This window comes from Nodosilinea sp. P-1105 (assembly GCF_012911975.1).
Lineage (GTDB): Bacteria > Cyanobacteriota > Cyanobacteriia > Phormidesmidales > Phormidesmidaceae > Nodosilinea.
This window is the reverse complement of record NZ_SMDQ01000015.1, coordinates 16,327-42,729: the sequence shown is the minus strand read 5'-3', so window position 1 is coordinate 42,729 and position 26,403 is coordinate 16,327. Positions and strand designations below refer to the sequence as shown.

Here is a 26,403-nt window from a genome sequence, read left to right as displayed (position 1 = left end):
GGAGTGTGCGTCACATTTAAGCCGGGAAATTTTGGATAGGCCAGAAGCTAGGAGTCAGAATCCAAACCCTTCTTATATTCTGACTGCTAGCTCCTGAATTCTATTACGGGCATAGCTTCCCGCCTTGAGGAATACGCCATTTATTGCACGTGCAAAGTAATGGCCTGGTTGGGCTCGATCACCACGACTCGCTGGGCCGTGGTGTTGCCGATGACAGCTCCAGCGGCGGCACCGCCAACAATGCTGCCCACGCTGACCCGACGGCCAAAAATACCGCCTAGGGCTGCTCCGCCAGCGGCACCAATGGCGGCATCTCGGGCGATCGCGCCGCCTGTGGTTTCCCGAGGGTCTTTGACATCATGGAGCAGGTCAGAGGTCGCTTGTAGAGGATAAATCTGATTGCCCACCTCAACTGAGGTGGCCACATAGCGTAGCCCACCAGGAGCTGGCTCAAATTGGCCCCGAATCACCGACCCAGCGGGCACTGACCGACCGTTTATGGTGGTGGCGCTGCTAACAGTCAGCGATCGTTCGACCACTGTATCGTTGTTGAGGAACAACTTTTCTTGGGTGGGGTTGACCGCTTGCACCGGCCCCGACACAAACACTTGGGCCTGGGCCACGGGGGCGTTAACTAACCCCTGGGGCATGCCAGCTAAACCGACTAAAACCAGTGGTAGGGTAGCAAATGGAATTGTTTTCATCATGGCCTCGTAAATAGTCAACAATCTGGCCCCCACGGCCAGGGCTAATTGCATGACGCTATGGGAGACATGACGCTATGGGAACCTTTGGCGTTCCCCAACCTCCTATGGTAACTCCTGCACTTTATTTTGCACCCCTATGGAATCTACGGCTGACTACACCTGCGCCTTTTGTGGAGAGGTGAATACCACCTTTGTGGATCTATCGGCTGGGCTGAGCCAAACCTATATCGAAGACTGCCAGGTGTGCTGCCGCCCCAACCAGCTCTATATCACCGTTGATGATGTCAGCCTGGACATCCAGATCAATACCGACTATCTAGAATGAGCAATTTGCTACAGCCTTCGCCGTTGTCGCTTAAAGCCCGGGTCAATCGGTTTCTCCATGCCCCTGGTACAGAGCTGGTATTAATTATCCTAATTTTGCTATCGGTAATTTTGGTGTTTGTGGAGGTGGGGTCTACCCCAGATAGTCTAGGCTACATGCGGCTACGACACCTGCAAACCGGGCTCACCGCTATTTTTTGGCTAGAACTGGGGACTCGCTACTGGGCCGCCCGCAACAAGGCTCGGTTTTTCCGCCACTACTGGTTTGACCTTTTAGCGGTGTTTCCTTTTCCCTACCGGTTTCCCGTACTGCGGCTGCTGCGGCTGCTGCGGCTGCTGCGGGCCAGCATTTTGGTGAACCATAACTTAGCCCGATTTTCCTCATCTTTGGCGATTGGGCTAGGAGCTCAAGTGGGATTGTTGGCCACCTTGGGGGTGATTGTCTTGTCTGGTGCCCTGGGGCTTTATTTAATTGAAAGTAGCCAAAACCCAGACCTTGATTCTTTAGGCAAAACCATCTGGTGGAGCCTGTTTATGTTAGTAGGAGCTGAACCCATTGGTGGGGAACCTGAAACGGCTGTCGGCAAAGCGCTGACGTTGATGTTGATGTTGGGGGGGTTGACCTTATTTGCGGTGGTTACGGGTTTGGTGTCGGCCACCATGGTCCAGCGGCTACGTTCTGCAGTAGGATTTCACATGATTGAGCTTGATGAATTGACCGGCCATACCGTCATCTGTGGCTGGAACCGCAATGGGGTCCATGTGGTAGAAGAGCTGTTGATGGACCCGGAGATCGAAGATAATGTGATTGTGATTGTTGCCGAATTTACCGAAACCCCAGAAAAGGCGTTACAACACTTAAACTTGTCGCAGCTGTATTGCTATACCGGCGACTATACCCGCATTGATGTGCTGGAAACCATTCGCATCATCCATGCCTCTCGGGCTATTTTACTGGCTGATTCTTCCCGCCCCCGCAGCGATCAAGACATTGACGCCCGCACGGTACTGGCCGCCCTCACCATTGAAAAGCTAAACCCAGCAGTCTACACCTGTGCCCAGTTACTCGATCGCCAAAACGACGTCCAACTTAAAGTCGCTGGGGTAGATGATGTGATTGTCTCTGATGAAATTGCCAGTCACATGATCGCATCTTCCGCCCGCACCCAAGGGTCTGTTGACGTACTGGCAGAACTATTGACCGTGCAGGTGGGCAACCAAATCTATAAACTACCGGTGCCCGCCTCCTGGGTCGATTTGCCCTTTTGGCAAGCGGTGGATCGACTGAAGCAGCGCCAAGATGCCCTGATTATTGCCTTAGAAATTGGCCATCCCAAGCGTCACACCCTCGTTAACCCCCCAGCCAGCTACCGGTTAGCCCACAAAGACCAGATGGTGGTGATTGCCCGCAAAACTCCAAAAATTCGGGAGGATTGACCAGGATGAGGGGGTTAGCCCAAGATCCCAGGGTTCTTGGATTCATAGATTGTGAACTTCTCGATATTCCAGGACAGAACCCTCCTAAGAAACACGGCTCCGATCGTAGGGTGGGCTCTGCCCACAAGCCCCAAGAAACGCCCTCACCGGGTTTCTTCCTGTTCTATCGAAGGGCACCGCCGTTAGTCAAGCGCTGGGAGCTGTACCGGCGTTTTGGCAGGATTGCGGCAGGGCCAAAAAAAGACGCCTTTGCCCTGGTTGGTACCAACCGGGTAAAGGCGTCTGAGGACAGACAACTGAGACAGGTCTAGAAGGAGAACTGAGTTTGGAGGTTAAAGATAAAGATGTCCGGATTGCTGTCGAAGTTATTGGCGTTCATAATCCAATAGGCAGACGGCATCAGGGCAATATTCCGGGTCAGAGGGTATCGGTACGATAGCTCCAGCTCTTGCTGGGTACCGCCATCCCCACCCCCGGAGATCAGAAACTCGCGGCCACCGGTTACGTCAAAGGGGATGACATAGGACAGGGTGGCCAGAGCACCTTCTTTAAACAAGTCGGGGAAGGCAAGGCCAAACTGGAATGCCTGGGCGTTGACGTCTCCTACTCTGGCACCGGTTGTGGCAGACGTTAACTGAGTGGAACCATAACTATAGCGACCAAACAACCCCAGCCAGCTGGCCGGGGTCCAGTCAAAATTGACCACAAAAGTATCCGCTGGGGCATTGGTTAACGGACCACCAAATCCATCATCCGCAAACCCGTAAATGGGTTGGAAGCTACCGCCAATAAAGCCAGTGCCCGGAGCTGGCTCAATGTTGGAGCGGGTGTAAAGGAATCGCAGGTTGAGGTTGTTGAAGGGGCGCAAGCCAATTTGACCGGTTAGGGTGTTGGTGCCGCCAAACAGGCCACGGGTCGGATCTGACGCAGCCCGAGTTCCGGGTAGAAACTCGTTATTTTCCGCCAGGTAGCCCACTCGCAGGTCGAGCCAGTTGGCAATGTCCCACACGGCGATGACACCAGCCCCCCGGTCCAGGCTATTGACTAGGGTGCTACCGCTGGAGTTAAAGCTGTTGGCCCCGGTGCCAAAGAAGGTGTAGCGGTTTTGATCGAAGTAGCCGTACCAGTTAATCCGAGGTCCAATGTCCACCGTGAGACTATCCCCCAGGGGAAACTGGTAGCTGAGCTCCCGAATAAACAAGCTGTAGTTACCACCACCACCGCTTTGGAAGGTGAAGGGCACCCCGAAAGTGTTGAATAGCCCGGCAGAGCCATACAAGTTACCGACCCCAGTCCCAGAGCCAGCGGTGAATTGTAGTTTCAGTCGGTCAGCTCCGGTGAAGGAGGTGTCCATGTTGATCCAGGTGAGCCCACCAAACGGGGTGCCGGGATCGCGATCGATGGTGCGCACAACGGGCTGCCCCGCACCGTCTCGGGCGGCCGCAAAGACGCTGTTCCCCTCGGCCAAAATGGCCCCATTGGTAAAGCCGGTGCCCAGGTTAAAGTAAGCCGATCCCCGCAGTTTGGTTTGGGTGGCAAATTGCTGCGATCGCAGTTCCGCCACCTCCGCTTCCAGCAGGTCAACCCGACCATCGAGAGACGCCAACTCCACAGCAAACTCGTCTTGTAAGCGCCGAATTACCTCTAAATCTTCCCCAGCCACACCGCCAATCAGGGTGGCTAGTACGTCTAGACAGGCATTGAGGCCAGCGGCAAATTCAAAGCGGGTGATGCTGCGCTGCCCCCGGAAGGTGCGATCGGGATACCCCTGAATACAGCCATAGTTTTCCACCAGGCCGCTCAGGGCTTGAAACGCCCAGTCGCTGGGCAGCACGTCTGAGAAGTCAGTTACCCGGGTCACCTGGGCTAAATCCGTCGCCATTGGCAGGAGCCGTTCACTAGTGTCTAGACTAGCCGCCAGATAGCTCACCTGGAAAGTGTTAGCGGGCTCAGCAAGGCTACTTTCCGCCAATTCCACGCCCCCATCGGCAAAGCCAAGGCGAGAGCTATCTTCCCCCAGAGCTGTTACTGGGACGGTGGTGGGAACCTCAGCCCCGGCTAATCCGTCTGGAGTTAAAGTTGCGACTGAAGCAGTGGTGGCAGAACTAGGGGCGATCGCAGCCAACCCTGCCCCAGAAGACACGGCCCCAGAAGACACGGACTCAGCCGTCGGGGGCTCAGCGGCCACCGCAGATAAGCTAGGCAACAATAGCAAGGCCACCGACCACAGGCTACGGCGACAATTTGCAGCCGTAAACCAGCGCATAACTGCGCTAGGAACAACATGGTTAAGCATTCGTACTCCTCACACCATAAATGTCTGAAATTAAATCAAACCCAAGTCCAGATCTAGAGTTCTGCTGGTGGGAAAACTCCAGATCTCGAGCTGGACTTGGTATAAAACTCCTTGACGGTATCAAGGAACTTGATGGCGATATGTAGCTGAAAGAACAGCCCAGAAAATATGTCGTTTTTTCAAATCGCCGGATTTAGCCAAGACCTTTGGACGATCAAAACCCTTGGCCAAAACATCGAAATAGCCTGGCTGGGGTTCCCTCCAGGCTTGCGGATATTAGGCTTCGGCCGCCGCTGGGTCAGGGGTGCGGCGGGGTGCAGGGGGACGCCCCGGCAGAATAATGTTGAGCAAAATAGCCGTTAAACCACCGGTCGAAATCCCTGAGGAAAATACATTCCTAATCAGAGGGGGTTTGTCGGCCAAAATTTCCGGAGAATAGACGACCCCAAGCCCCAATGCTAGGGAAACCGCTACAATCACCGCTGAGCGGCGATCTAACCCCGTAGACGCCACAATGTTTAAGCCAGCCACGGCGATAGAGCCAAACATCACGATGGTGGCCCCTCCCAGCACAGGCTGAGGAATGGCCTGCAAAACACCGCCCAACAGCGGGAAAAGCCCCAACAGGGCAAAGATACCGGCAACAAAGAAACCCACATAGCGACTGCCGACGCCGGTCATTTGAATGACACCGTTGTTTTGGCTAAAGGTGGTATTGGGAAAGGTGTTGAATACGGCTGCCAGGGCAGAGTTAATCCCATCCCCTAAGACACCCCCCTTGATGCGGCGGAAATAGATATTCCCTTTCACCGGCTCCCCAGATACAGCCGAGGTAGCCGTTAAGTCCCCAATCGTTTCAATCGCCGTAATCAGGTAAAGAATTAAGAAGGGAGCCAGGGCCGCAAAGGTGACGTCAAACCCAAAGCGCATGGGAATAGGTAAACGAAACAGGGGAAGCTCATTCAGGGCACCAAAATTAACGATACCTAAAGCCAGTGCAACCAGGTAACCAATGATCAAACCAATGGCGATCGCCCCCATCCGTAAATAGCGGTTAGGGGATAGGGTCAAAGCCACCACAATCGCTAACACCATCCCTCCCAGCAGCAGGTTTTGCACACTGCCATAGGTGCCCCCAGCCTGCGCTGCCGCCCCTCCGGCCAAGCTAGTAATCCCTGTCCGAATCAGGCTGAGCCCGATGATCATCACCACGGTACCAGAGACAACTGGAGTGATAATGCGTTGCCCCAAATGCAAAAACTGACTGAGCAGAATTTCAACTGATGAGCCAAAAAAGCAACAGCCGAAAATTAGGGCCAAGGCTTGTTCAGGGGTACTCCCTGCATCAATGGTAGCGACACCAACACCAATGATTGGCCCTAGAAAGGCAAAACTAGTTCCCTGCAAGCTCAGCAGTCCAGACCCCACAGGGCCAAACCGGCGGCACTGAATGAAGGTACAAACACCACTCATAAACAAAGACATGCTGATAATAATGCTGGTGTTTAATGCATCCACACCAAGCGCATTACTGATCAGCAGTGGCGGCGTGATGATACCGACGAAAGAAGCCATAACGTGCTGAATGGCTACAATCGTTGACTCTCCAAAGGAAGGACGGTCATGTAAACCGTAAAGTAACTCAGAATCGATTCGAACTGTTTCAGCCTCTTTAGTTTCTTCAACTATGTTTTCCCGGTCTGCCTGTGCCATGTACCCTCCAAACAAGACGTGGCTAGTTAAACGGAACTTGCGTGACCTATCAAAGAGTTACAAGCCCCCAGAAGTTTTATTGTTGCCGACGCTACAAAATCCCTTGCTGTGAGTGTTAGGAACATCGACGGAAAAGGAAAAATCCAAGTCTCGGCATCCTTCCCAGGGGAGGTTTCAGCAACGTTTAACAACTGCGGCTATATTCTTTGCGTACGGTGTACTGTATACATTTAAGGTGTTTACCTTTATAGAGGTAATGGCGAGCAAGTTCTGTAACCCTAAACACAAGACAGGAAGAAGCCCTATGGGACTTAGCCTTGAGGCGCTTTGCAGGTCAACAAGATAGCTGTAATCGGGTCATCATCGGGTCATCAACAGAGTCACAAAGAGGCGATCGCGCCAGATAAACAGTATCAGAGAATACCTTTTCTTGGGTTTGTGAACCATGATTTTGCCAGACCGTATATCCGGCTACATTTAGTCGTTTACCTGTGGCGTTACGATTCGATCCAGTTCAGCCATAGTCCACAACAGAGCGCCACTGGGTTAGGCGGTGCTGAGTTGCTTTTAGGGAGATAAGATCGGCACGTCTATGATTCGATCACTGCAACGTAATCTGCTTGCTATTGGACTATTCTTCAGCGTTATGGTCATGGGCTGGGGGGTGGTCATAGAAGCAGTCCTAGCCAATAAAACGCCCGAATTGCTGATGTTTGATTCAGCGAGTGGAGAGGTGAATATGGTGTCGGTCTATGCAACCACCGCTGAAACCCAGGCTGACACCATTAAAACCTTCTTCAAGACAAGTAAGTCCTTCTACAAAAAGATCCCAGGATTCCACAGCTTTTCTATGCTCGCCAGCCAGGATGGTGCCCGCATTATCGAGCTGACCCAGTGGCAAGACCAGGCCAGCTATGATGCCTTTAAAGCATCTCTAACTAGCGACGCCAGTCAGGCTGAAGACTATACAAAATATTACGAAAAGTATAAGAAAGCCAAAGATAAAGGCCAATCAGAAACCAAGGCTACCGCAGTCGAGCCTTTTTTGACAGCCTCTTTCGTGATTGACCAGGTGGTGTCTCCACCTGGTCTATTAGCCGCGATCGCAGGCGGTGCATCATTGGTTCAGTTCAGTGGTTTTACCACGGATACGGTGGAGCATCAGGATGATCTCTTAGCCATGGCCCAAACCTCCCTGGCCGCCGTGCCAGCCATGTATCCAGCCCCGCGTACAACGGTACTTCTGAAGGGAGTCGAATCTCCCTATGTGGCGCTCTTAGCCAACTGGGGTAACACCACAGAGTTTTCTGATCTCGACCAAATCCCCAGAATCACCCTGACAACTGAATCGGTTGAGCAGGACTCAGTTAAGCCAGAATCAACTGAGCCAGAAAAGGAGCCCGTGCTGATGACAACTGATGACAACCTTTATCAAGTCGTGAAGGTGATTTCGTCAAAGCCAGAAACGTACGATAAAGACTAGATAAGGTCACGTCTGTTACTGAAGCAGTGATTATCACCCAGGATGATGTTTGTGCATAGGTGCCGTTTTGACTATACCTGCAATTCCGTCCGCTATATCCTGTCTGATTGCTTGCCAGGTCTCATCTTAAATTCACCGTCTTAAATTCACTATGGTTGCAAGTCCATCCATTACTAAGTCAGAATTCAGCCTTGGCGGCTTTTTACTTAACGATGGCCCTGCAGGGTTTATGCTAGGTTGGGTAGCGGGCTTTGTCGATACGTCGGCCTTCATCATTTTATTTGGCATTTTTACCGCCCATGTCACCGGCAACATTGCCTTAGCTGGCTATGAGTTTGTCAATGCTGATGAAGAGGCAACCATCACCCACCTGCTCATGTTCCCAGCTTTTATGATTACCGTAGCAGCCACCTCGTTGCTGGCTCGCTATGCCCGCAAAAAAGACTGGCCTGTATTTGCTGTACTTTTGACCGCTGAAGCGATCGCCCTAATCGTTTTCTTGATTATTGGGGTAACGTTATCTCCAGCTCTAATTTTCAGCATCCAGGAAGAATACATTTTGCCCATTGGCATTGCTGGGGTCGTGGCAATGGCGATTCAGAATGCATTGATGAAAGAGGCTAAAGGGGTGTTCAAGAGCTATATACCAACTACGGTTATGACGGGTAATACGACGCAGCTCACCATTGATATTGTCGAAGTGGTTCTTTCCAAGTTTGCGGCCAAAGATAATATGAAGGCAGTAGCTGCCGCCGCTGAATCGATGGAGCGCATGGGACGGGTATTGCCGGTCATGTTTGGGTTTGCTCTAGGCGGTTTGGCCGCCACCTATTTTGTCCTGATTTCTGAAACTTGGTGGAGTTTAGTCCTGCCTACAATTGTAATTTCATTTATGGCGATTGTGGCCTTCACTGAACATGCCAAGGCTGCCAAGGATAAGGATTAGGGCTTGATCAGATAGGCTCCCAGCCTGGCTCGTTTGCTCGATATAGATTTGTTCAATCTAGATTAGACAAGGAGATTACGTCAGCATGGTACGCAAGTTTTTGGCCGTTATTCTGTGTGCGGTTTTATCTCTGGTGCTGGTTGCTAGCCCAGTGCAGGCAAAGCCCTTCTTTTTACCCTGGCTTAATGATTTAGATCTGACCGAAGACCAGCAGGCCTATATCAATGATTTAGCGTCAAAGTATGTGCCTGAAATCGAAAGTATTCTATTTCCCGAACAGCAGGAAAAGTTTGAAGCAGCTATTCAAGATGGCTACAGCCTGCGGAAGGCCTTTAAGTCTATGGCTTTGACATTAGAACAAAAGTCAGAGCTGTCTGCCGCCATGAAGTCTCTACCCAAAGGGGAACTGTTTGCCACCCTGACCCCCGAGCAAAAGAAGGAAGTCTTCATGAAGAAGAAGGAAATGTTTATGCCAACAGCTGAGGAAATTACCGAGAAAATTAAGGCGGGTATGGAAGCTAAGAATGCTTTTGCACCGGATACCCCAGGGGCGGAAATGGCCCCCACAGCGGAGGAAATTGGCGAAAAGATCAAGCTAGGGTTTGAGAAGAAAAAGGAATTCATGCCCAGCATGGAGGAGATCAAGGCCAAGATTACTGAAAAGATGGAGGCAATGGCAGAAGACTAGGGCTTGAAAAGGCAAAAGGCAGCAAAGGGGGTATAGGCTTGCAGGTGCTCTCGCCCTGGTTGGGGACAGGGACGTGTCAGTTTAGCCGCCCCAGACGTTGTGCAGTTCGGGGCAGCTAAGATAGCTTTCTGCAAGGGGCCGGCTTTACCGAAGCCAGCTGGGGCCACCCTAGAAGCCTGGAACATCGAAAGCTCCATCTATTTAGAGGGGGCACACTACAACTATGTGTACCTGAACTATGTGTACCTGCTGCGCAATCAGCAAGAGCGCCGCCCCAGCAGCGGTGTTTTTGGACCCGGCGAGTTTACCAAGCTGTTTCGAGAAGTGCTTGACACCATCGACCTGATCTTCCGCGATGGGGTCGATTGGAAGGCATTTATTCAAACCCTTAACCAGATACAGGTGGAGCATGGGGATGCCCAGTTAGCCATTCAAGCCATTGAAAACAAAGGCGACGGCGTGGTCGTGGTCAAACTCCAGGCGGCTCCCGATTCTGATCAAGAACCTCTGCACCGCAGCTTTATGCAGGGCTACCCAAAAGCCCTCAAAGCTGCAGAGCGCAAGTACAAAGCCCAGCTTAAGGCTAAAGACCGAGAGATTCAGATTTACCACCAGCAGAGCGCTAACCTGTACGAAATTGTCAAACTGCCCTGGAGACCACTGATGACCGTGTTAACGACCCATCAACACCCTACGGCAGACTTTATTCTGTTTGCCCAACATGGCTGGGCCGATAACAATCGGTGGATGCTGGCCCTGGCCCAGGAATTGGCCACTGAGGCCACTGAAATTGTGGCTCCCAGTCTGAACTACGCCATGACCTGGCTGCGCATGGCACCGCTAATTGAGGCGGTAGACCAAATCGCCACGGCGGTGATCGACCAGCAACCCACTGTGCCTCTCCGAATTATTGGCCATTCCATGGGGGGGCTAGTCTGGCTGGAAGTGCTGACTCGCCATCCCGAGTGGTGGCCCAGGGTGCAGGCTTTGGTGCTGGTGGCGTCCCCCGTGGGCGGGGCCGACTTGGGCCGTATTATCGATCCGCTGCAAGTGGGCCTGGGAATTGCCGCTGACTTAGGTCGCGATCGCCGTCCTCTGGCTATGGCGATCGCCGCTGCCATCAACACCCTGGTGCTGGCGGGTAATACCGACGGAGGCAGCGATGGCACCATTACTGTGGAAAGTACGAAAGTGCCCAATGCTCAATTTGTCTGTCTAGAGGGCCTCAGCCATGCAGACATGCGGTACCATCCGGCTGTGGTCGAACATATCCACCAGTTTTGGGATGGCCAGATCCTCAGCCTGCCACTGATGCAGCACCCTCTGGTAGAGCGGCTACGGAAAATTCGTGGGATGACCGATGCCCATCTGCGTGCCTTTGATCGAGCCAAGCGATACTTAACCTTAGACGACGGCACTAGCCTGTATGTGTGGCGACACCCGTTAGGCATCGACCATGTGTTTGTGGTCGATGCCGAGGCGGCACTCCTGTACTCCGGCTACGTGGGTTGGCTCCACTACGAGGATTTTTGGCAGGCTCTCCGTACCATTAAGGCTGAGCAGGAGGAAGTTCTGTAACATCTGTAACAGAGGTGTCGGGGGCGACCGGTTCCGATGAAGCTGTTTCTGGACTGACCTGCGTACGGGTCGAGGTCCAAGGGCTGGAGATGGATAGACCATCCTCGCTAATTAGGCCTGCTAATGGGTCGCTCAAGTCCTGGGAATGATCGCGATCGCGAAGAAAGTCTGCCACCGCCTGATGCAACTCAGCGGCCATCTGCTCAGCTGATTTGGATGGGATCGGAGACTGCTCCATGGTATTGAGCTTAAAGCTCACCTGCTGAATCAACAATTGACGATCGACCAGGTGAACATTGACATCAATGCCAAAGTTCACCTGGTTGTTGAGAATGGCGCTGAGGGCGTTAGCGATCAGATCCGCACCAATCCGGGTGATTCTGGGGATCACAGCGGACACATAGGCAGTGACCGTTTGCTTTACGGCCTCTTCTAGGGGGTTTTGACGCAGTACTGTCGCTAAAGTTGCCGCGAGCTCTATATACACAGGGTTATGGGTCGACCTCAGGGGCATTTGCACGTCAAAGGTTTCCGCCAATTGATCCACCAGCCCATGCACCTCTGCCTTAGTAATTGTGCCGTAGTCGAGCAGCGGAATGGCCGCTACGACCACATCCTGAATCATCTCCACCGTCAGGTCTGGGGCGTAGCGTTGGACATAGGCATTCAAGGTGTGCCTAACCTGCTGCTCCAGCGCCGTTTGCCACTGGTAGGCCCGCTGGGCCAGCCGATCCTGGGCCGCGTCAACCACGGTCTGCATCACCGCCATAGACTCAAACTGGGCTAAGACCTGCTGGATCCATAACTCCAACTGATGGGTAGAGACCGTCACAGACATGGCTCTGGCCCTCAGTTGGCACAGGGTAGCCACCAGCCCTTGCCGCTGGGCAGGGCGTTCGGGCAGTCCATAGCGCTGCCCATAGGCCCAGAGGCTGCCTAAAATATCGTCGATGGGGCAATTGATGGCCAAGGGTGATGTCATTAGCAATAATCCACTGTGACCTCTTTTTGAAAGTGGCGTAACACCGCCACTAGCTCCTCAATCAAACTCCGACGGATGGAGATGTTCTTGGGCAAGAGCGGGTTTTGGTAAAACTCGTTAATGCTTTGGCCGACTAAAAAGTGAATGGCATCCGCCTGCAAAATCTCCCGGGCCAACAGGTAGGCGCCGTTGTTGTCAAACCGTAGACGCCCCAGATCACAGTGGCAGTGGCGGATGTATTCCGTGGCTTTAGAGAGGGTAAGAATGCCCTCTGTAACCAGATCGACGCAGCTTAACATGCCAATGGGGGGCAAGTCGGGGCGCATGGTAGACAAGTCCATCTCTACGATTTCCCCCAAATAGCTAGCGACGATATTGCCGGTAGTCCCACCACAGACCACCTTGCGCCCCTCAAAATCCAGCAGTTGATTCACGTACTGTTCGTCCTGAGCTTCCGCCAAGGGGGGGCCAGTAAAAATCATTAGGGGATGGCGTTGACGAATGTAAAGGCCCACAAAGGTAGCATCGTCACCCACCGCCCCCTGGTATAACTCAAAGGTATGGTCGATTACTTCTTTGACAATGGTGCGGGCGGTGTGGGATTTGCCGACCAGCACCCCTTCCACATACTGGGCAATGTTGTCCCACCCCCAGCCAAAATTCATGGTCATGCCCATGCCGGCATAGAGCACCCCATCACTAATCGCCCCCAGAAAATCCCCTCGCTCTAGCCACCCTTCCGCCGACTGAATTTTGCGACCCAGAATTTCCTGAACCTGCATCGCTAAGGGGTTAACCCGACCCTGGTGGCAAAACACTGGTGGTGGGTTGTCAAAGTTAATCACTTTGAATTGGTTGGTGCGGCTATCGACCCACAAAATGGTGAAGGTCGAGTAAGCAATTTTGCGCACCTGACAGATGGGCAGCGTGGCAATCACCGTCTTTAGCACCTCTTCTAGGGGCACATCCGCGTTCAGCATGGTGATCAAAATCTCGGTGGTCAGGGTCGCCAAAATGTTGGCTTTGACCCCGCTACCCAACCCATCGGAGAGCACCACGGTGGTTTTAGGACCTGTCTTTAAATATTTGACCTTATCGCCACACAATTCCTCGCCCCGCTTGTTGAGGCTAGCACTATGGATATCGATGAAGTTATCTACAGCCATCAGAGAGGTGAGGTGACCTAGGGCTCATTGTCTTTGGTCTCAGACGGTATCACCGTATCGACCGCTTCATGTTGCAGCATTTGCACAATCTTCAGGAGGCTCACTTTGGTTTGGGCGGTGGTTTCACCCAGCAGTCCGGCAATCTCTTGGACGACTTTCATCTGGTTGTCGACAACTTGGTTCACATTCTTGATGGTTTCGTCCTTGATCGCGATCAGTTCTCGCCGTTCCATCAATTGATGACTGTAGTCGGCCATGATGCAAGCAATGATGCCTTCCTCAGGAATGGGGAAGATCACCTGACTCACCAACAGGTCATATTTGGGAAATTCTCTGGGCTTGCTCCGAAACACGGCCCCTGTTTCCCAAACCCGACGAAAGTCGCTGGTGTCATCCAAGATGGTGGATGCAGGTTCGCCAATCACATCTTGCGATCGCACCTGAAACATCCGGCAAAAGGCCGGATTCACCAGCTTGATGTAGAGGTTAGCATCCACCACAATCAGCCCATTCGGGTCATACTCCCAGATCAACTGCCACAGGTGCTGATGATCGCTAGCCTCAGTCCCCTGGGTGGGGTTCATACTACTCGCCTGGTGGGGAGACGCAGAATTAGCCATGGGCACAGATCCTAGGGAGTATGGGCAGTGGCGGCTCGCACCGCTGGCAGAATGTTTTCGGTAAAGACGGTATCTACATTTTGAGGACTAATTTTGGCAAAGCGCTGGTCCTGAAACTTCATCACAATGCCCTGGCTACAGGTTTCTAGGCAAAAGGACCCCTTCAGCTCGATTGTATCGGCCAACCCATGATCTTTAATCAAAGCCTGAAGTTTGGGCAGCACATCATAGACACCCATTTGGTGACAGGCAGAACCCATGCATAGAAAGAGATTTTCTTTAGCCATAAGCTAGGGGGAGAGGAGACTGGAGACTGGAGACTGGAGACTGGAGACTGGAGACTGGAGACTGGAGACTGGAGACTGGAGACTGGAGACTGGAGACTGGAGACTGGAGACTGGAGACTGGAGACTGGAAACTGGGCTCGCGGTTAATTTCATTCTCGGTCAACCCTCTCGCCAGGCCCCATTTGATCAGCTTTTTTTCAGTTCTATACCAAGTCCTGCTATACCAGGTCCCGCTTCGGATCTGGCGTTTACCCACAAGCAGAACGCCAGGCTTGAACTTGAATTAGTCTAGTCTAGTAATAACAACTGCCCGTGACCGCCTGCCGCTGTTCCCGCTGCCTGATCTGAACTCAATGGCAGATCCTGCATCTGGCCGCTCCTGGTATTTTCCCACGTTCCTCCATGTCCTGAGTCTCTATGCTTGACCCTCGCACGCCGCCTGGTCCCCTCAACCAAAAATGGAGCCATTTTAAGGACCATTGCCGCTTAGTTAGCCCCAAAAATAAAGGACGACACACCATTCTGGTGGTGGGTACTGGTTTGGCTGGGGCTTCGGCGGCGGCCACCCTAGGGGAGTTGGGGTACCAGGTAAAAAGTTTTTGCATCCAGGATTCTCCCCGGCGGGCTCACAGCATTGCCGCCCAGGGGGGGATTAACGCCACCAAAAACTATCCCAACGATGGTGACAGCGTTTGGCGGCTGTTCTACGACACCATCAAAGGGGGGGACTACCGCTCCCGGGAAGCCAATGTGCATCGCCTGGCGGAAGTCAGCAGTGCCATCATTGACCACTGTGTGGCCCAGGGGGTGCCGTTTGCCCGAGAGTACGGCGGCCTGCTGGATAACCGTTCCTTTGGCGGCGCCCAGGTATCGCGTACCTTCTACGCCCGGGGACAGACGGGGCAACAGCTACTGTTGGGGGCCTATAGCGCCATGATGCGCCTGGTCCAGACCGGCCAGATCGAGGTGTATCCCCGGCGAGAAATGCTGGATCTGGTGGTGGTCGATGGCCAAGCCCGGGGAATTGTGGTGCGCAACCTGGTCACTGGCGCCCTGGAGCGCTATGCCGGGGATGCAGTCTTGCTGTGTACGGGGGGCTATGGCAATGTCTACTACCTCTCTACCAATGCCAAAAACTCGAATGTGACGGCGGCCTGGCGTTGCCATAAACGGGGGGCCTTTTTTGCGAACCCCTGCTTTACCCAAATCCATCCCACCTGCATTCCGGTCTCGGGGGACTACCAGTCGAAGCTGACGCTGATGAGTGAAGGGCTGCGTAACGATGGCCGGGTGTGGGTGCCGAAGCAACCGGGGGATCGCCGCCCCCCGAACGATATTCCTGAAGCGGAGCGAGACTACTACTTGGAGACCCGCTACCCGGCCTTTGGTAACCTAGTGCCTCGGGATGTGGCTTCCCGCAATGCCAAGGCGATAACGGACGAAGGGCGTGGGGTGGGTGACACTGGCCTAGCGGTCTATTTGGACTTTCGGGATGCGATCGCCTCCCAAGGCCGTGACACCATCGCTGCCCGCTACGGCAACCTGTTTGACATGTACCAGCGCATCTCTGGGGAAAACCCCTATCAGGTGCCGATGCGCATTTACCCCGCCGTCCACTACACCATGGGCGGCCTCTGGGTTGACTACCACCTGATGAGCACCATCCCTGGCCTGTTTGTGCTGGGGGAAGCCAACTTCTCGGATCATGGGGCCAACCGGCTTGGGGCCAGTGCCCTGATGCAGGGGCTAGCCGATGGCTATTTTGTTATCCCTTACACTCTGGGGGACTATGTTGCCAATCAAAACTTACCCCCGGTTACTCCCGATGACGATGCCTTCCGCGAGGCTGAGGCCAGCGTGGAACAGCGGCTGACCCGACTGCTGACCATTCAGGGCAACAAAACGGTGATGACGTTTCACCGTCAACTGGGGCAAATTGTCTGGGATAACGTGGGCATGGCCCGCCACCGGGAGGGCCTAGAGCAGGCCATTATCCAAATTCAGGACCTGCGCAGCGAATACTGGCAGAACCTGAAGCTGCCCGGCGAGGCCAACACCTTGAACAAAACCCTGGAATTTGCCGGACGAGTGGCCGACTTTATGGAACTGGCGGAACTCATGGCCCGGGATGCCCTGTACCGGGAGGAGTCCTGCGGTGGCCATTTCCGAGAAGAGTATCAAACGGCGGACGGCGAAGCGAAGCGGGACGACGAACACTTCGCCTGTGTGGCCGCCTGGGAGTATCAAGGGCGCGATCGCACGCCCACCCTGCACTCAGAACCCCTGCAATTTGAGCAGGTCCAACTCACCCAGCGCAGTTATAAATAAGGAACTAACGGATGACCACACCACTACGAGATGTACAGCAAGCTCAAGGGGCAACCTTAGATACGGCCGGTATCCCAACCAGTTTCGGGAATGATCCGGTGGCCCTAACGGCGGCCCACACAGGGGCTGTCTTAGTGGATCGCAGCCACTGGGGCGTGCTACAACTGTCAGGCCGCGATCGCCTGCGCTTTCTCCACAACCAAACCACCAACAGCTTTAACCAGCGCCAACCTGGGGAAAGCTGCGACACCGTGTTTGTCACCTCCACCGCCAGAACCATCGATCTAACCACGGCTTATATCACTGACGACAGTGTGCTGATTCTCACCTCCCCCGGACAAGATCAGCGACTGATGGATTGGATGGACCGCTATATCTTTCCAGCGGATCAAGTCACCCTGACCAACCTCACCCCAGCGATGGCTATCTTTTCATTGCTGGGTCCCGACAGCCGCTCAGTCTTGGAGAATAGTAGCATTGCTATCGATACCGACTTAGAAGCTGGGCATCACGGGTGCGCCCCCCTAGGCAATGGCACCGTTAGAGTCGCCGCTGGTAGTGGACTAGCCCTGCCGGGATACACCCTACTGGTGCCCGTCGAAGGCAGCGATCATTTGTGGACTAAATTGACCCAGGCTGGGGCGATCGCGGCTGGAGAAGCCGTCTGGACCCAACTCCGCATTCACCAAGGTCGCCCCAGCCCTGGGGCCGAGCTCACCGACGACTATAACCCTCTAGAAGCTGGCCTCTGGCAAACCATCGCCTTTGACAAGGGCTGCTACATCGGCCAGGAAACCATCGCCCGCCTGAACACCTACCAGGGGGTAAAGCAGCAGCTTTGGGGTATCCAACTCAATGAGAATGCTTCCCCCGGGGCCACGATCTATGTGGGCGAAGACAAGGTCGGCACCCTAACCAGTGTGGTCAATACTCCGGATGGCTATCTAGGCCTAGGCTACATTCGCACTAAAGCTGGGGGGGCAGGGTTAACGGTCACCGTCGATAGCAGCCAAGGCACCATTGTCGATCTGCCCTTTGTGTCTCGGGGCTACTTAGCCCCTTAGCAGATGCCCTGGAACTGTCTGGGCCATACTCCTGTCTCTTTGATGTGGTATGAATTTGTGGTTAACCAGCTGCATTTTCAGGTCTATACTGCCAGAATTGATTAATCTATGGGTTAATCGATCATTAATCTCCCGTCAACTGTTCTTTGGGCATTCAGGTATGACTCAGTCTAAGCGAGCTCTGCTCACCGGCATTACTGGTCAAGATGGTTCGTACTTAGCAGAGTTGCTGCTAGACCAAGGGTACGAGGTTCATGGCATTATTCGCCGTACCTCCACCTTTAATACCGATCGCATTGACCATATGTACGTTGACCCGCACAACGAAAATGCGCGGCTCTTCTTGCACTATGGCGACCTGACTGACGGCACGATGCTGCGGCGCCTGTTAGAGCAGGTCCAACCCCACGAAGTTTATAATTTGGGCGCTCAATCCCACGTGCGGGTCAGCTTCGATTCGCCAGAGTACACTGTCGATTCAGTCGGTATGGGCACCCTGCGGATTTTAGAAGCGATTCGTGACTATCAACACCGGACTGATTTAGAGGTGCGCTTTTACCAGGCTGGGTCGTCAGAGATGTTTGGCAAAGTACAAACCATTCCCCAGACCGAAGCCACACCGTTTTACCCCCGCAGCCCCTATGCCTGTGCCAAGGTGTACGCCCACTGGCAAACGGTGAACTACCGCGAGTCTTACAACTTGTTTGCCTGCAATGGCATTCTGTTTAACCATGAGTCGCCGCGCCGGGGAGAAACTTTTGTAACCCGCAAAATCACCCGTGCCGTAGCCCGGATTGTCACCGGACAGCAAAAAAAACTGTACCTGGGCAACCTCGATGCCAAACGAGACTGGGGTTACGCCAAAGACTATGTCAAAGCGATGTGGTTGATGCTCCAGCAAGATCAGCCCGACGACTATGTGGTGGCCACCAACGAAACCCACTCCATCAAAGAATTCCTAGACCTGGCCTTTCACCATGTCAACCTTGACTGGCATGACTATGTTGAGTTTGACCCCCGCTATCTACGCCCGGCCGAAGTGGAACTGTTGATTGGTGATGCCAGCAAAGCTAACCAAAAATTGGGATGGCAACCCAGCGTTTCTTTTGAGGAATTGGTAACGCTGATGGTTGATGCTGATTTAGAGGCCGTGGGCGTTCCGGTAACTCAGGGACAGAACACTGACAATACGGCTACCATTCGTAAAGCCATCCTGAATCTAGCCCCCTAAGGACAGAAACCCAGAGGTCAAGCGCCAGTAGATTAAACCAGAGCCAAGGCCAGCCCTGGATTCTGCCCGTGGGAAACCTCCAGATCTTGAACTGGGCTTGGTCTGTATGCTTTTGACCTCTGAAAGCGTCTGGGGTGCCGCGCTGCAATTTGGGATGCTTTTTGAAAGCCTTTCCTCTAGTATGAGAAAGAATCGTGGCTTCACTACCCCCTGCTTTCCAGTCAGGCTGGCAACTTTCCGGCTAAGCTGAATGGGGCACTGGGGCTTGGACCCAATCTTTCCCAGGGGTCATTGTTATTCTTGATGTGTTCAGGGTTTTCTCCCTATGGTCGACGAAAAAACGTCTAAGTCTGCTTCCGAGTCTAATGCTAACCAGACTACCCCCGCCCCTAAGGCTGACTCTGCCAAGGGGGATTCCTCTCAGGGGGATACAAAACCAGCGGCTAAAGCCCAGGCGAAAAAGAAGGAAAAGCCGCCTCCGGTGGAAGATAAGCCCTTCCCTGAGTTTATTCAGGAGCACTTCTTTCCGTCCCTGCAATCAGCCTTGCAGGAGGAAGGTATTGATGATATCCAGCTCAGCTTGGATCAGCGCCCCCTAGCTGTCATTGGCATCGATGACTCAGAACCGTATTGGCATGTTCAAGGGCAGTGGCAAGGGGGCGATCGCCAGTTCAATATTGCCTTTACCAAAGACGACATCAAGAGTTCCAAGGTATTTTATTTTGCTGACAAAGGGTCTCAACCCAGTACCATTGAACAGTTCATGGGGGATGAGCGTAGAGTCAACTTGGATTTAATGGTGCTGTACACTGTGCAGCGGCTCAACGCTCAGAAGTGGTTAACCCGCAATTGAGCCCCCGAATGGGCTGTGGTGGACCGATATATTCAAATAACAGCAAAAGCCCCCAATATTGGGGGCTTTTGCTGTTATTTCGCTGAGTAGAACTAGGACGTGGGTGCAGATTCTAGGGTTATGTCCTGGAGTGCCCCAAAATTCATGGTCAATAGCATGGGCAACTCACCAACCCTAACCAAGAGCATTGGCACCAGAGACGACTTCCAGAATTTCCTGGGTAATAGCCGCCTGCCGAGCCTTGTTATAGGTCAAGTTCAGAGTCTTAGCCAGCTCTTTGGCATTGTCACTGGCGTTATTCATCGCCGTCATCCGAGCCGCTAGCTCACTCGCAGCCGACTCTTGCAGCGATCGCAAAATCTGATTGTTCAAATACAGGGGCAGGAGCGCATCCAGAATTTGCACCGGATCTTGCTCAAACAGCATGTCCTGGGGAAAAGACGCAGGCGCTTGAGCTGGTAATTTTTCCCGCTCTACTTCAAATGCCCCACCCCGGGTGGTTAGGCGGAAGATTTCGTCATCAGATGCTTCCAAACCTTGAGGATCCAAAGGTAGCAAGGTTTGAACTACGGGGCGTGAACTCACCAGAGAAACAAACCGGGTATACACTAATTCCACCCGATCCACCTCTTCTGACAGAAACAGCGACAGCAGTTCGTCAGCAATCCGCGACGCTTCATCCGCCGTCGGAATTTGTTCCATCCCAATGAAAGACGCCTCAATCGGCTGCTCTCGACGCTTAAAGTATTGATTCGCCTTACGTCCCACCAGAATGTAGCGATAGTCTAGCCCTTCGCTAGCAATCTCCTTGGCCCGTAGCTCAGCCCGACGAATTACATTGGTGTTGTAGCCGCCACACAGGCCGCGATCGCCGGAAATCACCAGAATCGCAACCCTTTGAACATCTCGCTGCTTGAGTAGTGGCAAGTCAGCTTCTTCAAACTTGAGGCGACTTTGGAGGCCATACAAGACTTGCGCCAGGCGATCAGCAAAGGGCCGAGTAGCAATCACTTGCTCTTGAGCCCGTCTCACCTTGGCCGCAGCCACCAAGCGCATGGCCTCTGTAATCTTTCGAGTATTTTTGACAGAATTAATGCGGTCTCGAATTGCTTTCAGGTTAGCCATTATGTGTCCTCAGCGGTAATCGAAGCGCCAACCCTTCTAACAACAGACTTAGAAAGGTTGGCGTCAAGGCAGGCAAGGCTAGGCCGCTGCCATAAAGGCCTGCTTGGCCTCAGTGATACCTTCCTTTAGAAGGGACTCGCTCTCGTCAGTGAGCTTCTTATCGGTCTTAATCAGCTCAGCAAACTTGGGCTTGTTATTACGAATGTAGCTTCGTAATTCCTGGGCGAAGGATACCACTTGAGCCACCGGCACATCATCCATGTAGCCATTAATCCCGGCGTAGATAACCACCACCTGCTCTTCCACTGGCAGGGGAGAATACTGGGGCTGCTTCAGCAATTCCCGTAACCGCTCTCCCCGAGCTAACTGCTTCTGGGTGGCTACATCCAGGTCAGAGGCAAACTGGGAGAAGGCTTGCAGTTCGTCAAACTGAGCTAGTTCTAGCTTAACTTTACCAGCCACTTGCTTCATGGCCTTAATTTGAGCCGCCGATCCTACCCGTGATACCGAAATACCAGCGTTAATCGCGGGCCGCAGACCTGAGTTAAACAGGTCAGAAGACAGGAAGATTTGACCGTCAGTGATGGAAATGACGTTGGTGGGAATGTAAGCTGAAACGTCACCCGCTTGGGTTTCAATGATTGGCAGGGCCGTCATACTCCCCTCACCCAACTCGGGGCTTAGCTTAGCAGCCCGTTCTAGTAGGCGAGAGTGGAGGTAAAACACATCCCCAGGAAAGGCTTCACGACCGGGGGGACGACGCAACAGCAAGGACATCTGGCGATAGGCCTGGGCTTGCTTGGTTAAATCGTCATAGACCACCAGGGTAGCTTTGCCCTTGTACATAAAGGATTCTGCTAAAGCTGCACCAGTGTAAGGGGCCAGATATTGTAATGGAGCCGGATCGTTGGCGTTCGCCATAACCACAATGGTGTAGTCTAGGGCACCCCGCTCTCGCAACACATCTACAATCTGGGCCACCGAGGATGCTTTTTGGCCAACGGCGACGTACACACAGACCACATCCTCAGATCTTTGGTTGAGGATGGTGTCGATCGCGATCGCGGTTTTGCCAGTTTGCCGGTCACCAATAATCAGCTCCCGCTGGCCTCGGCCAATGGGAATCATGGCATCAATAGCCGTAATCCCAGTTTGTAGCGGCTCATACACCGACTTCCGTTCGATAATGCCAGGGGCAGGAGACTCAATCAGACGAGTTTCACTGGTTTGGATATCTCCTTTACCATCAATGGGGCGCCCCAGCGCGTCCACAACCCGCCCCAACATCGCTTCCCCCACTGGTACAGAAGCAATCTTCCCAGTGGCCGAAACCGAGCTACCTTCACGGATGTCGATGCCATTGCCCATTAGCACAGCACCCACATTATCTTCTTCCAGGTTTAGGGCAATCCCCACAGTGCCATCTTCAAACTCCAGCAGTTCGCCGGACATGGCATTCTCTAAACCATAGATCCGAGCAATACCGTCGCCCACCTGAAGCACGGTACCCACATTGGATACTTTGACATCCTGGTTGTACTGCTCAATTTGCTGCTTAATGATGCTGCTAATTTCATCAGGTCTGATGCTAACCATAGGACTTGCTCTGCTAAACCTTTACAACGATGACAAATATGACAACGGAAACGAAACCCTGAATCTTAAGTCGCAGCGGACAGCTGCAAACCAATACGACGGAGCTGGCCCTTCAAGCTAGCGTCAATCACCTGAGACCCAACCTGCACAATTAAACCACCCAACAACGATGGATCGACCTGAACCGACAACTCCACATCACGGGCACTGGTAAACCCGGCTACCCGGGCCTTAATGTCAGATCTCTGCTCTTCAGATAGATCCACCGCAGACGTGACTTCTGCCAGCACCGTTTGATTTAACTCTCGCAACAGAGCCTGGTACTGCCGTAGAATATCTTCAACCATGGGAATGCGCCCACGATCGACTAGAAGTAGTAAAAAGCTCAGGACAAAGGGGCTGACAGAACCCTCAGCAATTTGCCTCAGCACCGCTTTCTTAGCCTCAGTTTCCACCAGCGGATTAGCTAAAAACTGCTGGAGATCTTCGCTGCTATCCAACAAATCTAAAAGCTCAGCTGCCTCAGCACCCACCTGATCCGTGACATTATTATCCTGGGCAATGGACATAAGCGCCTGGGCGTAAGGCGCAGTGATTTCAGAACTTACAGTGCCATTTTTCATGACTGTCCTCCCAACCGCGCGATACTAGCGTCAACCAAACGTCTTTGCACATCATCGTTAAGCCGATTCGGCAACTCTGCTTCGCAGCGCTCTAGGGCCAAAGCCGTAATGCGCTGTTGTAACTCGCGCATTACCTTCGCTTCTTGAGAGCTTAAATCCTGGGCCGCATTTGTCTTCATCCGTTCCACATCAATTTCAGCCTGGGCCAAAATACTCTCTCTGGTACGAGCTGCCGTTTGCTCAGCATCGGCCACAATTTTCTTGGCATCTTCCTGAGCTTGAGCCAACTTTTGCTGCTGTTCAGCCAGAGCTGCAGCAGCCTCTTGCTTGCGCGTTTCAGCATCAACGATGGCCTCTTCAATCGTCGACTGACGAGTGGACAGGGTTTTACCCAAAAACTTGCGTCCAAAATAGAAGAGAACGCCCAGAACAATAATGAGGTTAATTAGGTTGGTCTCAAGAATATCGAAATTAAGACCAACTCCTCCCTCTTCTGCTAGAAACCAACCAGTAATCATATCTTCACTATCCGTCAACGACGCTGGTGACACCTTATTACCCAGCCAACCTGTGGAATCAAAGAAACTCTAGCGGAGTCCCCTTAAGCCCCTACAGAACTCAGTAGCTTATCGACAATTTGGCGACTTAACCCATCCACTTGCTGCTCTAGGGATGCCATCGCCTGCTGCTTCTGCTCATCCAGTTCCCGCTGGGTTTGCTCGCGCTGAGCCTGGGCTTCTTGCTGCGCCTCAGCCATACTTTGAGCGGCAATTTTTTGAGCAGCCTCCTGAGCTTCAGCAATCACGGCCTGGGCCTGACGACGACTCTCGGCCAACTCTTGCTGATATTGCCGAGCAATTTTCTCAGCCTTAGCTAAGCGCTCGGCAGCATCTACCTTATTACTACTGATATAGCCGTCACGCTCATCAATAGCCTGACCTAGCGGTTTATAGAACAAAGCGTTGAGCACCACAGCTAAGATCACAAACTGCACCGCCATCAGCGGCAGAGTTGCGTCTAGGTCAAACAGCCCACCGCCACCCTCTTCTACGGCTTCAACAGCCAACAACCAAACCAAATTCATTACTTTTCTCCCACTTCCCGCAACCCAAGGGGGATTTAAACACGGTAAAACTCGTAATTACTTTTAAAGAAGGGCAGGGAAGGAGGTTCCCCTTCCCTGCTGAACCGATTTAGCTAAAGGGGTTGGCAAAGAGAAGTACCAGGGCGACAACCAGCCCATAAATAGTCAGTGCTTCCATGAAAGCCAAGCTGAGTAGCAGGGTGCCGCGAATCTTTCCTTCGGCTTCAGGCTGACGAGCAATACCTTCCACAGCTTGACCAGCCGCATTACCTTGGCCAATACCAGGGCCAATAGCAGCCAAGCCAACGGCTAGAGCAGCCGCAATTACGGAAGCGCTTGCGATAATAGGATCCATGTGGTTACCTCGATTTAGACAGTCAAAAACAAGCGAATCAGGTCATAGACAACGCATGGGAGCGTCTCTGTCAATGTGGCCTAGGGGCCAACTCAGCTGATGGAAACCTGACGCATCAGCTGACGAAACTGAATGCCTCTATTCAAGGTCACTCATGCTCTTCTGCACCATGTCCCTCGATAGACTCACCGATGTAAGCAGCTGCTAGGGTTGCAAAGATCAGCGCCTGAATTGCACTGGTAAATAACCCTAAGATCATGACTGGTAAGGGAACGAAGAGAGGGACCAGCAAAACTAATACAGCAACCACTAACTCATCGGCCAGAATGTTTCCAAACAGACGGAAACTCAGAGAGAGGGGCTTGGTGAAATCTTCTAAAATGTTGATCGGCAGGAGGATGGGAGTTGGCTCAATGTATTTGGCAAAGTATCCCAACCCACGTTTGCTAAAGCCAGCATAGAAATAAGCCAAGGATGTCAGCAAAGCTAGCGCTACCGTCGTATTGATGTCATTCGTGGGAGCGGCTAATTCACCAGAGGATAGATGAATCAACTTCCAGGGAATGAGCGCACCAGACCAGTTAGAGACAAAGATAAACAGGAAAAGCGTACCAACAAATGGCACCCAAGGCCGATACTCCTTCTCTCCGATCTGGTTCTTAGCGAGGTCGCGAATAAACTCCAGGGCATACTCCATGAAGTTTTGCATGCCTGTCGGGATCCGCTGGATATTGCGGGTAGCCAGAATTGATACCAATATCAGCACAGCAATCACAAACCATGAGGTCAAAAAAACTTGACCATGTATTTTAAGGTTGCCAATTTGCCAATAGAGGTGCTGACCAACTTCTAACTTTGCCAAGGGCAGGGGAGGAAATATAGACATATCCAGTGCCATCTCTACCAAACCAAAACTTTCCGCAAAACTTGCCTGGAAAAACGTGCTAAGCTGAGGAATTATCAATCGACATATTGCCCAGGAAGGACAGCCGTCCACAGGGTATAAGCGATTAGAGCCGCTTTATAGGTTAAAAAACCCAAAAAAACTGGCACCACCTCAAGTTGCTGCCACTGAGTCGCCACCAAAATCAAGCCGACGAAAACAGCTAACCGACCGCTTCCTGCCCTTGCTTGGCCACGCCCGATGCTAGCGACATTTTTGCCCAACATCCTCAAGTAAACCACACCAGCGCACGCTCCAATTAAATAATTGAGAGCAATATGCAAAGAATACGCAATCCATACACTTACACATATGAATGCACTAAATACCAGCGTACAAATCAGCAAATTTTGCTGAAGCCGGTAATACTCTTCCATGGCCGTATCAGAAGCAGGAGGCAGAACGACTACCTCACTCTGGTTATCTAAGCCCTGAGCCGAATCATCATCTTGAATATCAGTGGTGGAATCGGGGGGTGTTGAAGCCACGAAAGCAAATAATCCTTGCTGCCAGAGGGTTGAACCTGACTTGCAGGCCGTAGACGATAATATCACGGCAACAATACTTAATGGATGAATTCTTCTAGAAATCTCCTGCTCCCGTTTTAGTTCTCTGCCAGCTTGGTGGAGTTGGCAGTAGTGAGCAGAGCGGACGCGGTCTTGGCCGGCCTTGGGGGCAGCGCCTCCCCTAGCTTGGGTGCTGAGCTAGGACTAACGGGCAGAAATTAGCTCCCTTTGCTGAGGGTGTCAGGTTCTGGGGTAGGCCAAGGCAAACAGCCTGGGAGAGGCTGGGCGCGATCGCCCCAAACGCAATCCAAATCGGCTCCTCAGAGGCCGCTCCACAGGTTTATTTATCACGAAACGTAACAAAACTTATCGACATTCTCAGGAGGGGGAAGCTCATCCTCTATGATCACCACAGGTATTTACCAGTGGTGATGTAACACAGTTTTTAACAAACCGTGTTACTGACCT

General features: G+C 52.7%; 25 protein-coding genes. 10 read left to right on the top strand and 15 right to left on the bottom strand.

From position 1 onward, the window contains the following. Positions 1 to 140 precede the first annotated feature (140 nt). Positions 141 to 758: a hypothetical protein gene (locus E1H13_RS09155; RefSeq protein WP_206070266.1), complete on the bottom strand. Its 618-nt coding sequence runs from the start codon at positions 756 to 758 to the stop codon at positions 141 to 143. 85 nt (positions 759 to 843) lie between these two features. On the opposite strand from E1H13_RS09155, the gene E1H13_RS09150 reads away from it, so the two are divergent. Next, on the top strand, positions 844 to 1,032 hold the full coding sequence (locus E1H13_RS09150) for a CPXCG motif-containing cysteine-rich protein (RefSeq protein WP_169613105.1): 189 nt from the start codon (positions 844 to 846) through the stop codon (positions 1,030 to 1,032). Then, positions 1,029 to 2,468, top strand: coding sequence for an ion transporter (locus E1H13_RS09145; RefSeq protein WP_169613104.1), 1,440 nt, complete (start codon positions 1,029 to 1,031; stop codon positions 2,466 to 2,468). Before E1H13_RS09150 ends, E1H13_RS09145 begins: the two co-directional genes overlap by 4 nt. Before the next feature lie 307 nt (positions 2,469 to 2,775). On the opposite strand, the gene E1H13_RS09140 is transcribed toward E1H13_RS09145, so the two are convergent. Both E1H13_RS09140 and E1H13_RS09135 read right to left on the bottom strand, forming a co-directional pair. Continuing rightward, a complete protein-coding gene (locus E1H13_RS09140) occupies positions 2,776 to 4,734 on the bottom strand; it encodes an iron uptake porin (protein ID WP_169613103.1) in 1,959 nt (652 codons plus the stop codon). 306 nt (positions 4,735 to 5,040) lie between these two features. Next, the gene (locus E1H13_RS09135; protein ID WP_169613102.1) at positions 5,041 to 6,477 is read right to left on the bottom strand and encodes a nucleobase:cation symporter-2 family protein; all 1,437 of its coding nucleotides are present in this window, start codon (positions 6,475 to 6,477) and stop codon (positions 5,041 to 5,043) included. Between the two features lie 592 nt (positions 6,478 to 7,069). Here E1H13_RS09135 and E1H13_RS09130 point away from each other — a divergent pair. The 4 genes from E1H13_RS09130 (at position 7,070) to E1H13_RS28290 (ending at position 11,172) form a co-directional block, all read left to right on the top strand. Next, on the top strand, positions 7,070 to 7,960 hold the full coding sequence (locus E1H13_RS09130) for an antibiotic biosynthesis monooxygenase (RefSeq protein ID WP_169613101.1): 891 nt from the start codon (positions 7,070 to 7,072) through the stop codon (positions 7,958 to 7,960). A gap of 151 nt (positions 7,961 to 8,111) precedes the next feature. Further along, the gene (locus tag E1H13_RS09125) at positions 8,112 to 8,906 is read left to right on the top strand and encodes a YoaK family protein (RefSeq protein WP_169613100.1); all 795 of its coding nucleotides are present in this window, start codon (positions 8,112 to 8,114) and stop codon (positions 8,904 to 8,906) included. Between the two features lie 85 nt (positions 8,907 to 8,991). After that, the gene (locus E1H13_RS09120) at positions 8,992 to 9,594 is read left to right on the top strand and encodes a Spy/CpxP family protein refolding chaperone (protein WP_169613099.1); all 603 of its coding nucleotides are present in this window, start codon (positions 8,992 to 8,994) and stop codon (positions 9,592 to 9,594) included. A gap of 99 nt (positions 9,595 to 9,693) precedes the next feature. Further along, positions 9,694 to 11,172 carry an alpha/beta hydrolase gene (locus tag E1H13_RS28290; protein WP_347404139.1) on the top strand — a complete coding sequence of 493 codons (1,479 nt, stop codon included), beginning with the start codon at positions 9,694 to 9,696 and terminating at the stop codon, positions 11,170 to 11,172. On the opposite strand, the gene E1H13_RS09110 is transcribed toward E1H13_RS28290, so the two are convergent. Genes E1H13_RS09110 through E1H13_RS09095 form a run of 4 tightly spaced genes read right to left on the bottom strand, consistent with a single transcriptional unit; the run spans position 11,144 to position 14,227 of the window. Then, positions 11,144 to 12,154 (bottom strand): hypothetical protein, encoded by a 1,011-nt coding sequence (locus E1H13_RS09110; protein WP_169613098.1) that lies wholly within the window; start codon positions 12,152 to 12,154, stop codon positions 11,144 to 11,146. The two genes, E1H13_RS28290 and E1H13_RS09110, sit on opposite strands and share 29 nt — an antisense overlap. Continuing rightward, on the bottom strand, positions 12,154 to 13,320 hold the full coding sequence (locus E1H13_RS09105; protein WP_169613097.1) for a SpoIIE family protein phosphatase: 1,167 nt from the start codon (positions 13,318 to 13,320) through the stop codon (positions 12,154 to 12,156). Before E1H13_RS09105 ends, E1H13_RS09110 begins: the two co-directional genes overlap by 1 nt. 17 nt (positions 13,321 to 13,337) lie before the next feature. Next, a complete protein-coding gene (locus E1H13_RS09100; RefSeq protein ID WP_206070264.1) occupies positions 13,338 to 13,940 on the bottom strand; it encodes a PAS domain-containing protein in 603 nt (200 codons plus the stop codon). 11 nt (positions 13,941 to 13,951) lie between these two features. Further along, a complete protein-coding gene (locus E1H13_RS09095) occupies positions 13,952 to 14,227 on the bottom strand; it encodes a (2Fe-2S) ferredoxin domain-containing protein (protein WP_169613096.1) in 276 nt (91 codons plus the stop codon). Positions 14,228 to 14,644: 417 nt separating this feature from the next. Here E1H13_RS09095 and E1H13_RS09090 point away from each other — a divergent pair, with 417 nt between their 5' ends. From E1H13_RS09090 to E1H13_RS09075, 4 genes are all read left to right on the top strand, one after another. Then, complete coding sequence (locus E1H13_RS09090; protein WP_169613095.1) at positions 14,645 to 16,555, top strand: fumarate reductase/succinate dehydrogenase flavoprotein subunit; 1,911 nt, start codon at positions 14,645 to 14,647, stop codon at positions 16,553 to 16,555. Between the two features lie 11 nt (positions 16,556 to 16,566). Beyond that, positions 16,567 to 17,619: a folate-binding protein YgfZ gene (locus E1H13_RS09085; RefSeq protein ID WP_169613094.1), complete on the top strand. Its 1,053-nt coding sequence runs from the start codon at positions 16,567 to 16,569 to the stop codon at positions 17,617 to 17,619. A gap of 160 nt (positions 17,620 to 17,779) precedes the next feature. Further along, a complete protein-coding gene (gene gmd / locus E1H13_RS09080) occupies positions 17,780 to 18,850 on the top strand; it encodes a GDP-mannose 4,6-dehydratase (protein WP_169613093.1) in 1,071 nt (356 codons plus the stop codon). Between the two features lie 325 nt (positions 18,851 to 19,175). Continuing rightward, positions 19,176 to 19,703, top strand: coding sequence for a DUF2996 domain-containing protein (locus E1H13_RS09075; RefSeq protein ID WP_169613092.1), 528 nt, complete (start codon positions 19,176 to 19,178; stop codon positions 19,701 to 19,703). Positions 19,704 to 19,877: 174 nt separating this feature from the next. Here the strand turns inward: E1H13_RS09075 and E1H13_RS09070 are convergent, their stop codons facing one another. The 8 genes from E1H13_RS09070 to E1H13_RS09035 form a co-directional block, all read right to left on the bottom strand. Then, positions 19,878 to 20,828 (bottom strand): F0F1 ATP synthase subunit gamma, encoded by a 951-nt coding sequence (locus E1H13_RS09070; RefSeq protein WP_169613091.1) that lies wholly within the window; start codon positions 20,826 to 20,828, stop codon positions 19,878 to 19,880. Positions 20,829 to 20,906: 78 nt separating this feature from the next. Beyond that, positions 20,907 to 22,424, bottom strand: a complete 1,518-nt coding sequence (atpA, locus tag E1H13_RS09065; protein ID WP_169613090.1) for a F0F1 ATP synthase subunit alpha — start codon at positions 22,422 to 22,424, stop codon at positions 20,907 to 20,909. A 65-nt stretch (positions 22,425 to 22,489) separates the two neighbouring features. Beyond that, complete coding sequence (gene atpH / locus E1H13_RS09060; RefSeq protein WP_169613089.1) at positions 22,490 to 23,047, bottom strand: ATP synthase F1 subunit delta; 558 nt, start codon at positions 23,045 to 23,047, stop codon at positions 22,490 to 22,492. Further along, positions 23,044 to 23,565 carry a F0F1 ATP synthase subunit B gene (locus E1H13_RS09055; RefSeq protein ID WP_169613088.1) on the bottom strand — a complete coding sequence of 174 codons (522 nt, stop codon included), beginning with the start codon at positions 23,563 to 23,565 and terminating at the stop codon, positions 23,044 to 23,046. The genes atpH and E1H13_RS09055 overlap by 4 nt, the downstream gene beginning before the upstream one ends. A gap of 83 nt (positions 23,566 to 23,648) precedes the next feature. Further along, the gene (locus E1H13_RS09050) at positions 23,649 to 24,131 is read right to left on the bottom strand and encodes a F0F1 ATP synthase subunit B' (RefSeq protein ID WP_169613087.1); all 483 of its coding nucleotides are present in this window, start codon (positions 24,129 to 24,131) and stop codon (positions 23,649 to 23,651) included. A 109-nt stretch (positions 24,132 to 24,240) separates the two neighbouring features. Beyond that, positions 24,241 to 24,486 carry an ATP synthase F0 subunit C gene (gene atpE / locus E1H13_RS09045; RefSeq protein ID WP_169613086.1) on the bottom strand — a complete coding sequence of 82 codons (246 nt, stop codon included), beginning with the start codon at positions 24,484 to 24,486 and terminating at the stop codon, positions 24,241 to 24,243. A gap of 148 nt (positions 24,487 to 24,634) precedes the next feature. Further along, on the bottom strand, positions 24,635 to 25,384 hold the full coding sequence (atpB, locus tag E1H13_RS09040; protein ID WP_169613085.1) for a F0F1 ATP synthase subunit A: 750 nt from the start codon (positions 25,382 to 25,384) through the stop codon (positions 24,635 to 24,637). Between the two features lie 62 nt (positions 25,385 to 25,446). Then, entirely contained in the window at positions 25,447 to 25,983 is a 537-nt protein-coding gene (locus E1H13_RS09035; protein WP_278002503.1) for an ATP synthase subunit I, read from the bottom strand. Positions 25,984 to 26,403: the final 420 nt, after the last annotated feature.